This is a genomic window from Pseudomonas sp. PDM20 (assembly GCF_014852575.3).
Lineage (GTDB): Bacteria > Pseudomonadota > Gammaproteobacteria > Pseudomonadales > Pseudomonadaceae > Pseudomonas.
Genome location: NZ_CM181224.1, coordinates 3,877,342 through 3,889,995, shown reverse-complemented (window position 1 = coordinate 3,889,995; position 12,654 = coordinate 3,877,342). Strand labels below are relative to the sequence as shown.

The window sequence follows — 12,654 nt, the reverse complement described above, 5'->3', positions numbered from 1 at the left end:
CTGGGCGCCCGCCGGCTTGTGCCAGGTCAGAAGTTGTAGGCCAGGCCCGTGTACCAGTAGCCGCCGGTAGTGCCGTAGGGCGAGAAGTTGCCGTACGGGAAGGCGCCGGAGGTGCTGGGCAGGTTGGTGCGGTCGGGGTAGACGTTGAACAGGTTGTTCGCCCCGGCGGTGAGGGTCAGGTTGCGGGTCAGGTGGTAGTCGACGTTGAGGTCGGTGATCCACTGCGGGTCGAAGGTACGGTCGTAGACCTCGGCGGTGCCGTACTGGGTGTACTCGCCGTAGCGGGTCAGGTTCAGGCTCACGTCGAACTGGCCGATGCTCCAGTCGGCGCCCAGCAGCAGGCGCGATTCGGGCTGGCCGTGCTTGAGGTTGCCCTGGCGCTGGCGGTCGTAGCCGCCGTCCGGGCCGAGGGCGGACTGGGCCACGGAGGAGGCGTGGATCTTGTCGATCTCGGTGGTGTTCCAGTTGAAGCCGGCGTTGTAGCGGATGCTGCCGTAGGCGCCCAGCTCCTGGCGGTAGTCGCCGACGATGTCGACGCCGCGGGTGGTGGTGTCCAGCGCGTTGGTGAAATAGGTGACGTACTGGTTGGGGTTGAGGCCGGCGCCGGCGAGGATGTCCTGGATCGCCTGGGTGCCGCCCAGGTAGCCGGTCTGGGCGATGCGGTCGCGGATCTTGATCTGGTACGCGTCGATGGTCAGGCTGCTGGCCGGGGTCGGCTGCAGGGTCAGGCCGACGCTGTAGTTGGTGGACTTCTCCGGGCTCAGGGTAGATGCGCCCAGAGCCTGGGCCACGTCCGAACTCACCGCGACGTTGCGGTAGTCGATCAGGTTGCCGTTGACGCTGCTCTGCGAGGTGGAGCTGTAGATCTGCTGGGCCAGCGAGGGCGCGCGGAAGCCGGTGCTGGCGGTGCCGCGCAGGGCCAGGATCGGGGTCAGCTGGTAGCGGGTGGAGAGCTTGCCGTTGGTGGTCACGCCCGAGCCGTCGTTGTAGTGCTCGTAGCGCCCGGCGAGGTCGACGTGCCACTTGTCGGTGAAGTCCTGGCCGATCTCGCCGTAGCCGGCGTAGCTGGTGCGGCCCTTGGAGGCGGCGTCAGCCGGGGTGGTGCCGGCGCCGGAGATGGTGCCGGGGGCGATCAGCGCGCCGTTGGCGCCGTACTGGTAGTCGCCGTAGCCGTAGGAGGCGTACTCGCCCTTGCCGATCTTGTAGTTCTCGTAGCGGTGCTCCAGGCCCCAGGAAATCTGCGTGGGCTTGGCCAGGCCGAGGTCGAAGGCGCGGGTCAGGTCGAGGTTGCTGGTCCACTGGCTGAAGGTCTTCACGCCGGTGTCGACGTTGGTCGGCGAGTCCGCGCCGTAGCTGAGGTTGTAGGTATCGGTCAGCGTGGCGCGGGCGTGGTCCTGGCCATAGGTGGTGGACAGGTCGTAGTCCCAGCCGGCCGCTTCGCCCTTGCCGCCGAAGGCGAACTGGAAGTCGTTCTCGATGAACCGCAGGTTGTCCTCGATGCCCTCGGGGTAGGGCGTCGGGATGCCGTTGAAGCTCGCCGGCTGGTGGAACGCCAGCGGCTTGGACGACTCGCGGTTGGTATAGGTGGAGAAGGAATACAGGGTCAGCGCGTCGTTCACCGGCAGCTCGGCGTTGTAGCCCAGGCTGAAGTTCTCCACCTTCGGCAGGCCGGTGCCGTAGTAGGTGTGCTGCAGGCTGGTGTTGCCGGCGGAGTCGGTATAGGGCGCGTTGTCGGAGCGGTCGGAGACGTTCTGGTGCTTGTAGTCCAGGGCAAAGTTGACGAAGCCCTCGTTGCCCAGTTCGAAGCCGATGTTGCCGCTCTGCCGGGCGGTCTCGCCGTCGCCGTTCTCGTAGTTCTGGCCGTAGGTGCTGGCCAGGCGGCCGCCGTGGTCGGTCTGCTTGAGCACCACGTTGATCACCCCGCCGATGGCATCGGAGCCGTACTGCGCGGAGGCGCCGTCACGCAGGACTTCGACGTGGTCCACCAGGGCGGTGGGGATCATGTCCAGGTCCACCGGCTGCGAGCCGGAGTTCAGGTAGGTGCCGTTGTTGAGCAGGGCGCTGTTGTGCCGGCGCTTGCCGTTGACCAGCACCAGCACCTGGTCGCCGTTGAGGCCGCGCAGGCTGATCGGGCGGACCACGGAGGTAGAGCCGAAGCCGGACGAGGCGGGCAGGTTCAACGAGGGCAGAACGCGGCTCAGGGCGCGGGTCAGGTCGCCCTGGCCGGTGGCTTCCAGCTGCTTGCTGGAGATGACGTCCACCGGTGCCGGGCTGTCGGCCAGGGTGCGCGCCTGGCCACGGTTGCCGACCACCACCACGGTGCTCAGGCGGTTGTCGGTGGTGCTGCCGTTGGCGCTGGCATCGGCATCGGCGGCGCGCGCCGGCAACGCCTGGGTAACGGCGAGGAACAGAAGGCTATGGGTGAACAGCGTGCGGGCGGTCGATGCGCTCCGGGCACGGGTGACTGCGGTCATGGTTACGCTCCAAGGTTTGCTCCCGGCTGGCGCCCGTCTGGGTGGCCGCTGCGGGTTATCGTGTCGACGGCATCGGGGCCGCGTTGGCGAACGGCTTGTTGCTGGGAGGGACTGGTCGCGTTCAGTCGGAGGGCAGGCTCAAGCTCATGGCGGTGACTAGGCAAGCGCTGTGCCAGTCTGGAAAGGCCTTGTCTTTCAGTGGCTTGCCGGTGGTGCTGGAAATTCCCTGCTGGGTTTGCAGCAGCGCCGACCCAGGCTGTTGCTTTTCATCCAGCCGCTGGTGAGGCGCAGGTCCCGGGCGGCGCGATGCTGCATTTGCAGCAAGGGCCACGCAGGCAGGTTCGAGCCTTCACCTTGGTGCTGGCACAGGCCTTGCTCCGGCGCTGCTTTCACTTATCTGCCTGGAGAGACGCATGCCCAGACCCGGCCCGCGCAACCTGATCACCGATATCCCCGGCCTGCTGGTCGGCCATGCCACCGATGAACGTGTGCGCACCGGCGTCACCGTGCTGCGCCCGAATGGCGTGTGGACGGCCAGCGTCGATATTCGCGGCGGCGGCCCCGGCGGGCGCGAGTCCGCTGCGCTGGAGCCGGAGAACATGGTGGGACAGCTGCATGCGCTGGTGTTTTCCGGCGGCTCGGTGTTCGGTCTGGGCGCGGCGGATGGCGTGAGCGCGGAGCTGTCTGCGCGGGATATCGGCCTGCACCTGAAGGCTGGTGCGCCGGCCATTCCCATCGTGCCGGCGGCCGTGCTGCATGACCTCGCCAATGGCGGCGACAAGGGCTGGGGCATCGATCCGCCATACCGCGAGCTGGGCCGCGAGGCGCTGGCCAACCTGGATGTGGAGTTCGCCCTGGGCGCGGTCGGTGCCGGGCGCGGTGCCATGGCCGGTGTGCTGCCCGGCGGGCTGGGTTCGGCTTCGCTGAACCTGGGCGATGGCCTGGTGGTGGGGGCACTGGTGGTGGCCAATCCCATCGGCAGTGTCTACATGCCCGACGGCAAGACCTTCTGGGCCTGGCCCTGGGAGCAGGGCGGCGAATTCGGTGGGCGCGTACCGGCAGAGCGGATGGACTGCAGCGAGCCGATGCCGGAGCTCTCACGGCTCGATTCCATGGGCCGCTTGCAGGCCGGCGCCAACACCACGCTGGCGGTGGTGGCGTGCAATGCGCGGTTGACCACCGCCGAGTGCAAGCGCCTGGCGATCATGGCCCAGGATGGCATCGCCCGCGCGGTGCGCCCGGCGCACCTGCCGTTCGACGGCGACAGCCTGTTCGCCATGGCGTCCGGCGATGTCGAGCTGGTGGATGGCCAGCGCCGTCAGGTGGAGCTGTCGCGTATCGGCTCGGCGGCTGCCGACTGCGTGGCGCGGGCCATTGCCCGTGGCGTGTACCTGGCCCGTTCCCTGTAGGAACGGGCAATGCCCGCGATCGCGCCCACGGGCGCTCAGTGGCTGGGCAAGTACGGATTATCGCCCAGTGCTCGCGCCACCCGGCGGGCCGCGCGTGCGGCTTCCTGGGGGAGGCCGAGGGCGCCATAGACCCGCTCGAGATGGCGGTTGCCAGGCACGTCCAGGGCGTCGTAGCGGCGCCGCAGTTCCAGTGCCTGTTGCGCCGCCAGCCATTCCCCGGCGCGCAGTTGCGCATCCAGTTCGATCAGTGCGAACAGGTCGCGCTGGGCGTGGCTGCCGCCGATCTCGCCCAGGCGCGGCAAAGCCTGGCCCAGTCGCCGCGCCGCCAGTGCGTACTCGCCACGGGCATGGGCGTACAGGCCTTCCGCGGCGGGCAGTGTCACGTCGGCCCACGCCGCGCGGCTGAACTCCGGTGACTGGCGTGCCTGCTGCCGCAGTGCCTCGAGCAATTCGGCGGCTTCGTCCTGCCCGGCGCGGGCCAGGCCATAGAGGTATTGCAGGCTGAGGAAGGGCTGTACGACATCCGCCCGGCGTTCGCGCAGGTAGGGCACCAGTGCTTCCCAGCGCCGGCCGACATCGATGCCGGCAAACTCCAGGCGGGCCAGCAGCGAGACCGCGCCGATCTGGTCCTGGGAGTACTCGGGGAAGATGCCCCAGACGTGCCGGTCGTAGATTTCCAGCACGCGCTGCTGGTTGCCGCGCGCCAGGTGAAACAGCGCCAGGTGCCACCAGTTGTGGGTGTACATGAAGGAGTTGAGGCCCTGCCAGCCGGCGCTGGCTTCCTCGAGAAACTGCGTGCCTTCCTCAATGCGACCACGGGTCAGCAGTACGTGGGCGAGGGCGTGTTGCGCCCAGGGCTCGCCGGGCAGCAACTGCAGGGCATAGCGCGCCGCCGCTTCGGCTTCCTCCAGCAGGTGACACTGCTCGTAGGCGAAGGCCAGCATGCCGTAGGCCTGGGGTACATCCTCGGCGCCTTTCACGGCTTTCAGGGCGATGCGCAGCATGGCCGGCGAGTTGCCGCGGTTGAACTCGAAGTACTGGTTGAGCTTGGCGGCCAGCAGGTCGCGTGGGTGCTCATCGAGCAGCAGCTCGCTCAGACGCAGCGCCTCGGGCAGATCGTCAGCGCTCCAGGCGGCGAGCAGCGCGGTGTAGCGTTCGGCGCGGGGAATGCCGGGGCCGGCGGCCCAGGCCCGTTGCAGGTAGCGTGCGGCGAGGCTGGGCGCCTGTGGCGATTCGGCGAACATCATCAGCAGGCCGGCGAAGGCGTTGGCCAGCACCGAGGCCGGGTCTGCGTCGGCACCGGCGAGGATGTTTTCCGCGCGGGTCTGGTAGGCGAGTACACCGCCGGTGAAATCATCGATGGCCTGGCGGGTGTCCGCGCGCTCGCTGTCGATGGGGTTGCCGAGATAGTCCTGGGTCATGCGCTGCTGCTCCAAGTAGAAGATGCAGGCTAGTCGCAAAGCCTGTGCCAGTCGCGCAGGCCATGCCGTGCGTGGGGCTGCGCAGCAGCGGCTGCTGCTTTTGAGGCAATGCGCCGGCGGCACTGTGTGATTTGCACCAGCGGCCCTCGCGCCAAGGCGCCGCAAACCCCGTAGCGGCGGGCCTGCAGGGCCATGGCACAGCGCTTGCTCAAGCCCCTGGCAAAGCCGATTTGCGGCGCTGATCCTGCAGGAGCTTCCATGCCCAGTCCCACTTTCCGCCTCGCGTCACGGCGCCCACGTCACGCCCGGCTGCTTGCCGGCCTGCTGGCGGCCGGCCTGGCCATGGCGGGCGCCGCCGTGGCGGAGCCGACCCGCGGCGGCCAGCTCGACCTGGTGGCGCAGCCCGAGCCGCCATCGCTGTCCCACGCGGTGGTCAGCCACGTCGCGACCCAGTACGTCGGCGGCAAGATCCTCGAAGGGCTGATCACCTTCGACACCGACCTCAAGCCGCAGCCGGTGCTGGCCCGCAGCTGGACGGTATCGCCGGACGGCCTGACCTACACCTTCGACCTGCAGCCCGGCGTGAAATGGCATGACGGCCAACCCTTCAGCGCCGATGACGTGGTGTTCAGCTTCCAGGATTTCTACCCGGAGGTGGACAAGCGCATGGCGAGCATCTTCGGCGAGTACGTGCAAAGCGTGCAGGCCAATGGCGCCGATCAGGTGGTGTTCCAGCTGAAGAAACCCTTCTCGCCACTACTGTCGGCGCTGGGCAGCGGCCTGCGGCCCATCGTGCCCAAACACCTGTACGCCGGCACCGACTTCCGTAGCAACCCATACAACCTCAAGCCTGTCGGAACCGGCCCGTTCGTGTTCCAGGAGTGGAAGCGCGGCGCGTACATCCGCCTGGCGCGCAACCCGGATTACTGGCACAAGGGCCTGCCGTACCTTGACGGTATCGTCTATCACGTCATTCCCGACGCAGCCGCCCGCGCGGCCGCCTTCGAACGTGGCGAGGTACAGGTGCTGCGCAGCGGCGATGCCGATTACGCCGACCTCAAGCGCCTTTCTCAGTTGCCGGGCGTCGAGGCATCCGAGAAGGGCTACGAGCTGTATCCGGGCCTGGCCTTCCTGCAGATCAACACCCGCAAGCCGGGCCTGGACAACCCCAGGGTGCGCCAGGCGATCCTCTATTCGCTGAACCGCCAGTTCATCGTCGACAACATCTTCTTCGGCACCGGCCGCGTGGCCGCCGGGCCTTTCCTCGGTGCCTTCCACGACCCGAAACTGCCGCAGTACGGCTATGACCCGGCCAGGGCCAAGGCGCTGATCGCCGAGTCCGGCGTGGACGTCAGCAAGCTGCGCGTGCGCCTGCTCAACGGCGAGAAGGGCGGCGCCTGGGAGCGCCTGGCCGAGTACACCAAGCAGGCGCTGCAGCCGCTGGGCATCAAGGTGCAGGTGGCGACCTCCGATGCGGCCACCTGGTACCAGCGCGCCAGCGACTGGGACTTCGACCTGACCTACAACTTCATCTTCCAGATCGGCGATCCCTACCTGACCACCGCCTACCTGTACCGCACTGACTACATCCTCAAGACCTCGCCCTTCGCCAATATCACCGGCTACAGCGATGCCGCCGCGGACGCGCTCTGGCAGCGTGTCGCCAATACGCCCGAGGGCCCCGGACGCCAGACCGTGTACGGCGAGCTGGAGCGCAAGCTCAACGATGACCTGCCGATCGCGCCGATCTTCGAGATGCGCTTCCCCACGCTCTACCAGCAGCGCGTGCACAACCTGATCCGCAGTGCCACCAGCCTCAACGACAGCTACGCCGAGGTTTACCTGGAGCCCGCCAAGCAATGAATGTGCTGCTGTACGCCGGCGCGCGCCTGGGGCGTGCGCTGGCCCTGATAGTCGCGGTACTGGTCGGTGCCTTCCTGCTGCTGCGCCTCGCGCCGGGCGACCCTGCGCTGCTGATGGCGGGCGAGGCGGGCAGCGATGACGCCGACTACATCGCCCGGCTGCGCGGCGAGATGGGCCTCGACCTGCCGCTGCCCGTGCAACTGTGGCGCTACCTTGCACAGATTGCCCACCTCGACCTGGGCTACTCCTACCGCAACCAGGAAAGCGTCTGGCAACTGATCGCCGAGCGCCTGCCAGCGACGTTGCTGCTGATGGGTTCGGCCTTCGCCGTGTCACTGACCTTGGGCGTCGCTCTTGGTGTGCTGGCTGCACGCAGCCAGCAGGGCAGTGGCCGCCTCGACCGCTTCATTGGCCGCGCCGTCTGGGTGCTGTTCGCCACGCCGCCGTTCTGGCTGGCGCTGCTGCTGGTGCTGCTGTTCTCCGTGCAGCTGGGCTGGCTGCCGGCCTTCGGCATGCAGAGCGTTGGCGCGGACCTGAGCGGCTGGGACTGGTGGGCGGATCGCCTCGGCCACCTGCTGCTGCCGTGCCTGTCGCTGAGCTTCCTGTCGCTGGCGATGTACGTCCACCTGACCCGCAGCGCCATGCTCGACATCCTGCCCCAGGAACACGTGCGCCTGGCGCGCGCCAAGGGGCTGGGCGAAGGGCGCATCCTGCTCGCCCACGTGCTGCGCAATGCGCTGGTGCCGGTGGTGACCTTCGCTGGCCTGCAGCTCGGCCAACTCGCCAGCGGTGCGCTGCTGATCGAAGTGGTCTACGCCTGGCCGGGTATCGGCCGGCTGCTCTACGACGCGCTCAGCCAGCGCGACTACGCACTGCTGCTGGGGGTATTCCTGGTGATCTCCTGCCTGGTGGTGGCGTTCAACTTCCTCACCGATCTGCTCTGCCGCCTGCTCGACCCGCGCATCGGCGCGGCGGGGGAGGTGCGATGAGCCTGCGCCGTGCGTTTTACCGCCCCGGTGCGTTGCTCGCTGCCGGTTACCTGATCCTGCTGGCAGCGGCGGCCATCCTCGCGCCGTGGCTGTGCTCGGCCTCGCCCTGGGAGATGCTGGCGCGGCCGCTGATGCCGCCATTGCATGACGCCAGCCATTGGCTGGGCACCGACATGCTCGGCCGCGACATCGCCACCGGACTGCTCTACGGCGCGCGCACCTCGCTGACTGTCGGGCTGCTGGCGACGCTGGCGACCCTGTTGCCGGCCCTGCTGGTCGGCGCCACGGCTGGCTACTTCGGCGGCTGGATCGACGAGTTGCTGATGCGCATTGCCGAGTGCTTCCAGATCATCCCGCAGCTGGTACTGGCGGTGGTGCTGGTGGCGCTGATGGAACCCTCCGTGGGCTCGGTGGTGCTGGCTCTGGCGCTGGTGGCCTGGCCACCAGTGGCGCGGCTGGTGCGCAGCGAATTCATGAGCCTGCGTCAGCGCGAATTCGTCCAGGCGGCGCTGGTACTTGGCCAGCGGCCGGCACGCATCGTCTTCGTGCAGATCCTGCCCAACGCGCTGTCGCCGCTGCTGGTGAGCCTGACCTTCATCCTGGCCGCCGCCATCCTCACCGAAGCCGCGCTGGCCTTCCTCGGCCTGGGCGATCCCGAGGCGATGAGCTGGGGCTACATGATCAATGCCTCGCGCAATCTGCTGCGCGAGGCCCCTGCGATGAGCCTGCTGCCGGGCGTGGCGATCCTGCTCACGGTGCTGTCCGTGCAGCGTGTCGGCGAGGCGCTGCGCGAAGCCGTGCAGGCGCCTGGAAACCAGGGAGGACGCCCATGAGCGAGAAACTGCTGGAGGTGCGTGACCTGCGCATCGATCTGCCGGCGGGCGGCGACCGTGCCAGTGCGGTCAGCGACCTGTCCGTCGACCTGGCGGCCGGTGAAGTGCTTTGCGTGGTCGGTGAGTCCGGCTCGGGCAAGTCGATGCTCGCCAATGCCATCCTGCGCCTGCTGCCGGGGCACCTGAAGCCGGTGGAAGGCAGCATCCGCTTTCGCGGCGAGGACCTCGCCGGGCGCAGCGAGGAGGGCATGCGCGAGCTGCGCGGCAAGGACATCGCCATGGTCTTCCAGGAGCCCATGAGCGCGCTCAACCCGTTGATGAGCATCGGCCGGCAGATCGACGAAAGCCTGCGTGCCCATGGCGTTGCGCAGGCTGCGAAGCGGCGCGAGCGGGTGCTTGACCTGCTCGGCTACGTCGGCTTGCCCGAGCCGGCGAATCTCTACCATGCCTATCCCTTCCAGCTCTCCGGCGGCCAGCGTCAGCGGGTGGTGATCGCCATCGCCCTGGCGCTGGAGCCGGCGCTGCTGATCGCCGACGAACCGACCTCGGCACTGGACGTCAGCACCCAGGCGCAGGTCCTCGAATTGCTGCGGCGCATCCGCCGCGAGAAGGGCATGGCGGTGCTGCTGATCACCCACGATTTCGCCGTGGTGGAGGCCATTGCCGACCGCGTGCTGGTGATGGAAAAGGGCCGCGTGGTGGAACAGGGCGCACTGCGCCAGGTGCTGGATGCACCGCAGCATCCCTATACCCGCCAGCTGCTGGCGGCGCTGCATCAAGGACCGCGCGGCCCGCGCCGCTTCGATGCAGACGCCGCGCCCTTGCTGGAGGTGGCTGGCCTGCACAAGCACTACGAGTGCCGCCAGGGTTTCTGGCGGCGGCGCCGCGTTGCTGCATTGGCCGACGCCTCGTTCAGCCTGCGTCCGGGTGAGTGCCTGGGCATCGTCGGCGAGTCCGGCTCGGGCAAGACCACCCTGGGCCGCGCACTGGTGCGCTTGCTGAGACCGGACGGCGGGCAGATCCTGCTGCGGGGGCAGGACCTGGCGTCATTGTCCCAGCGCCGGCTGCGTCCGCTGCGCCAACAGGTGCAGATGGTCTTCCAGGACCCGTTCGCCTCGCTCAATCCGCGCCAGCGTGTCGGGCGGCAGATCATGGCCGGGCCGCTGGCCCATGGTGTTTCCGCCGCCGAGGCGGAACGCCGCGCGCGGGAGTTGCTGCAGCAGGTCGGCCTGCCGGAAGCTGCCTTCGAGCGTTACCCGCGGGACTTCTCTGGCGGCCAGCGGCAGCGTATCGGCATCGCCCGTGCGCTGGCCCTGCAGCCCGAGGTACTGGTGGCCGACGAATGCGTCTCGGCGCTGGATGCACTGGTGCAGCAGCAGGTGCTGGAGCTGCTGGAAAGACTCCAGCGCGAACTGGGCCTGAGCCTGGTCTTCATCACCCATGACCTGCAGGTGGCCGCGCGCCTGTGCGATCGCATCGCGGTCATGCAGGGCGGGCACATCGTCGAGCTGGGGGAGGCGCAGCAGGTATTGCGCGCCCCGCAACATGACTACACACGCCGGCTGCTGGCCGCGCATCCGTTGCGCGAAGTGGAGGAGCCCGCATGACGGCGCCGCGACAGATGGCGCTGGGCGCTTTCCTCATGGCCACCGGGCATCACCTGGCCGGTTGGCGGCATCCCCGTGCGCACGCTGCTGGCGGGCTGGATGTGGCGCACTACCAGGCGCTGGCGCGGACTGCCGAGCGTGGCTGCTTCGATGCGATCTTCCTCTCCGACACCCTCGCCATGTTGCCCGGCCGGCTGGATGCGCTGAGCCGCATGGCGCGCACCGAACATTTCGAACCGCTGACGCTGCTGGCGCATCTGGCTGTCAGCACCCGGCACATCGGGCTGGTGGCCACCGTCACGTCCTCGTACAACGATGCGGCGAATGTGGCGGACACCTTCGCCACCCTGGAATCCCTCAGCGGCGGCCGCAGCGGCTGGAACCTGGTGACCTCGAGCAACGCCGAGGAAGCCGGCAACTTCGGCCGCGACCGGCACTTCGAACACGCCTGCCGCTACCGCATGGCAGAGGACTTCCTCCTGCGCGTGCGCGAGCGCTGGACCACCCGTGGCGTGGCGCCGGTACAGGTGCTGGCTGGCGCGTCGGAAGCTGGCAAGGAGCTGGCGGCGCAGCATGCGGAAGTGCTCTTCACGGCGCAGCCGGAATTGACCGGTGCGCAGGCTTTCTACCGCGATATCAAACAGCGGATGGCGCACCATGGCCGCGCTCCGGGGGCGCTGAAGGTGATGCCCGGCGTGCTGCCGATCCTCGGCGCGAGCCGTGCGGAGGCCGACGAGCGCCGTGCGCAGTTGCAGGAACTGGTGCAGCCGGTGGTGGGGTTGTCGCTGTTGTCGGACGTGGCCGGTGGCTTTGACCTCTCGCAACTGCCGCTGGATGGCCCGCTGCCGGAACTGCCGACCACCGAATCCGGCGTCAGCCGCCAGCACCTGCTGCTGGAACTGGCACGGCGCGAGGGACTGAGCATCCGCCAGCTCTACCAGCGCATGGCCGACGCCCGTGGCCATCGCGTGGTCGTCGGCACCGCCGTGGATATCGCCGACCAGTTGCAGGAGTGGTTCGAGTCCGGCGCAGCGGACGGTTTCAACATCATGCCGCCGTACCTGCCCGGCGGCCTCGACGATTTCGTCGCGCAGGTGGTGCCTCAACTGCAGCATCGCGGCCTGTTCCGCCGGCGCTACAGTGGCAGGACCCTGCGCGACCATCTGGGCCTGGCCCACAGCAAGGAGACTGCCGAACATGCCTGAACACTGGACGCAAGCACTGCCGCTGGTTCGCGGCGAGCGCGTGGAAATCCGCCCCGGCCGGCACATCAGCCTGGCCCACAGCAAGGGGCATCGCTACCCGCAGACCGTGGTGTTCTTTGCCCACGGGGGCGGCGGCAACAAGGACCAATGGCGCGAACAGTGGCGTGAGCTGGCGACCGAGGGCTACAGCCTGGTGGCCTGGGACCTGCTCGGCCACGGCGCCAGCGACAAGCCACGGCGCGCGACGGACTATGCCTGGGATGAGCTGGTGGCCGATCAGGTGGCGGTACTGCGGCGCTACGCCGGCGAGCGCAACATCCTCGCCGCGCATTCCTTCGGCACTGGCCTGAGCGTCAGCAGCCTGTTGGCATTGCAGGCGCAGGGGCAGGGCGCGCTGATCGATTCGGCGCTGCTGCTGGGCACTCAGCTCAACCGCCCGCTGGGGCGCGGCGGCCTGCTGTCGTTACCGGCTTGGCTGCTGGAGTGGTTCCGGCCTGTCCTGTCGAAGGGATTTCGTGAGCGCGCCTGGCACGCCGATGCCGATCCGGAGTTGATCGATTACGAAGAGCAGTTGACCCGCAGCAACCGACTCGATGTGTTCAAGGCGCTGGTGAGTCAGGCGAGCTGGTTGCCGGAGCCGGAGCTGGATCGCCTGCTGCTGCCGGTGCGAATCGTCTCCGGCGACAGCGACGGCCTGACGCCCGCCGAGCGCGCACGGGCCTTGCACCAGCGGCTACCCAATTCGCAGTTCGAAGTGCTGGAGAACTGTGGCCATCAGTTGATGCTGGAGAAGCCACAGACCGTCAATCGCCACCTGCGCGAACTGCTCGCCACCGCCTGATCCGGATCTTTA

General features: G+C 68.4%; 9 protein-coding genes. 7 read left to right on the top strand and 2 right to left on the bottom strand.

The genetic code is table 11. The features are described 5' to 3' along the window. Positions 1-26: 26 nt before the first annotated feature. Positions 27-2,474, bottom strand: a complete 2,448-nt coding sequence (locus tag IB261_RS17700; RefSeq protein ID WP_081518346.1) for a TonB-dependent receptor plug domain-containing protein — start codon at positions 2,472-2,474, stop codon at positions 27-29. Between the two features lie 413 nt (positions 2,475-2,887). On the opposite strand from IB261_RS17700, the gene IB261_RS17695 reads away from it, so the two are divergent. Then, entirely contained in the window at positions 2,888-3,883 is a 996-nt protein-coding gene (locus tag IB261_RS17695) for a P1 family peptidase (protein WP_192382718.1), read from the top strand. A gap of 35 nt (positions 3,884-3,918) precedes the next feature. Here the strand turns inward: IB261_RS17695 and IB261_RS17690 are convergent, their stop codons facing one another. Further along, on the bottom strand, positions 3,919-5,304 hold the full coding sequence (locus IB261_RS17690; RefSeq protein WP_192382717.1) for a tetratricopeptide repeat protein: 1,386 nt from the start codon (positions 5,302-5,304) through the stop codon (positions 3,919-3,921). 342 nt (positions 5,305-5,646) lie between these two features. On the opposite strand from IB261_RS17690, the gene IB261_RS17685 reads away from it, so the two are divergent. The 6 genes from IB261_RS17685 to IB261_RS17660 are packed head-to-tail and all read left to right on the top strand — an operon-like array spanning position 5,647 to position 12,642. Further along, positions 5,647-7,167, top strand: a complete 1,521-nt coding sequence (locus tag IB261_RS17685) for an ABC transporter substrate-binding protein (RefSeq protein ID WP_318653068.1) — start codon at positions 5,647-5,649, stop codon at positions 7,165-7,167. After that, positions 7,164-8,156, top strand: coding sequence for an ABC transporter permease (locus IB261_RS17680; RefSeq protein WP_045214324.1), 993 nt, complete (start codon positions 7,164-7,166; stop codon positions 8,154-8,156). The genes IB261_RS17685 and IB261_RS17680 overlap by 4 nt, the downstream gene beginning before the upstream one ends. Next, positions 8,153-8,989 (top strand): ABC transporter permease, encoded by an 837-nt coding sequence (locus IB261_RS17675; RefSeq protein WP_192382715.1) that lies wholly within the window; start codon positions 8,153-8,155, stop codon positions 8,987-8,989. Before IB261_RS17680 ends, IB261_RS17675 begins: the two co-directional genes overlap by 4 nt. Continuing rightward, positions 8,986-10,596 (top strand): ABC transporter ATP-binding protein, encoded by a 1,611-nt coding sequence (locus IB261_RS17670; RefSeq protein WP_192382714.1) that lies wholly within the window; start codon positions 8,986-8,988, stop codon positions 10,594-10,596. The genes IB261_RS17675 and IB261_RS17670 overlap by 4 nt, the downstream gene beginning before the upstream one ends. After that, on the top strand, positions 10,593-11,801 hold the full coding sequence (locus IB261_RS17665) for an LLM class flavin-dependent oxidoreductase (protein ID WP_225606076.1): 1,209 nt from the start codon (positions 10,593-10,595) through the stop codon (positions 11,799-11,801). The genes IB261_RS17670 and IB261_RS17665 overlap by 4 nt, the downstream gene beginning before the upstream one ends. Then, positions 11,794-12,642: an alpha/beta fold hydrolase gene (locus IB261_RS17660; protein ID WP_192382713.1), complete on the top strand. Its 849-nt coding sequence runs from the start codon at positions 11,794-11,796 to the stop codon at positions 12,640-12,642. Before IB261_RS17665 ends, IB261_RS17660 begins: the two co-directional genes overlap by 8 nt. The last annotated feature ends 12 nt before the right edge of the window (positions 12,643-12,654 follow it).

Excerpts from the sequence above, each read along its gene's own strand:
- IB261_RS17700 (WP_081518346.1), bottom strand. The coding sequence starts at position 2,474 with ATGACCGCAGTCACCCGTGCCCGGAGCGCATCGACCGCCCGCACGCTG.
- IB261_RS17695 (WP_192382718.1), top strand. The coding sequence starts at position 2,888 with ATGCCCAGACCCGGCCCGCGCAACCTGATCACCGATATCCCCGGCCTG.
- IB261_RS17690 (WP_192382717.1), bottom strand. The coding sequence starts at position 5,304 with ATGACCCAGGACTATCTCGGCAACCCCATCGACAGCGAGCGCGCGGAC.
- IB261_RS17685 (WP_318653068.1), top strand. The coding sequence starts at position 5,647 with ATGGCGGGCGCCGCCGTGGCGGAGCCGACCCGCGGCGGCCAGCTCGAC.
- IB261_RS17680 (WP_045214324.1), top strand. The coding sequence starts at position 7,164 with ATGAATGTGCTGCTGTACGCCGGCGCGCGCCTGGGGCGTGCGCTGGCC.
- IB261_RS17675 (WP_192382715.1), top strand. The coding sequence starts at position 8,153 with ATGAGCCTGCGCCGTGCGTTTTACCGCCCCGGTGCGTTGCTCGCTGCC.
- IB261_RS17670 (WP_192382714.1), top strand. The coding sequence starts at position 8,986 with ATGAGCGAGAAACTGCTGGAGGTGCGTGACCTGCGCATCGATCTGCCG.
- IB261_RS17665 (WP_225606076.1), top strand. The coding sequence starts at position 10,593 with ATGACGGCGCCGCGACAGATGGCGCTGGGCGCTTTCCTCATGGCCACC.
- IB261_RS17660 (WP_192382713.1), top strand. The coding sequence starts at position 11,794 with ATGCCTGAACACTGGACGCAAGCACTGCCGCTGGTTCGCGGCGAGCGC.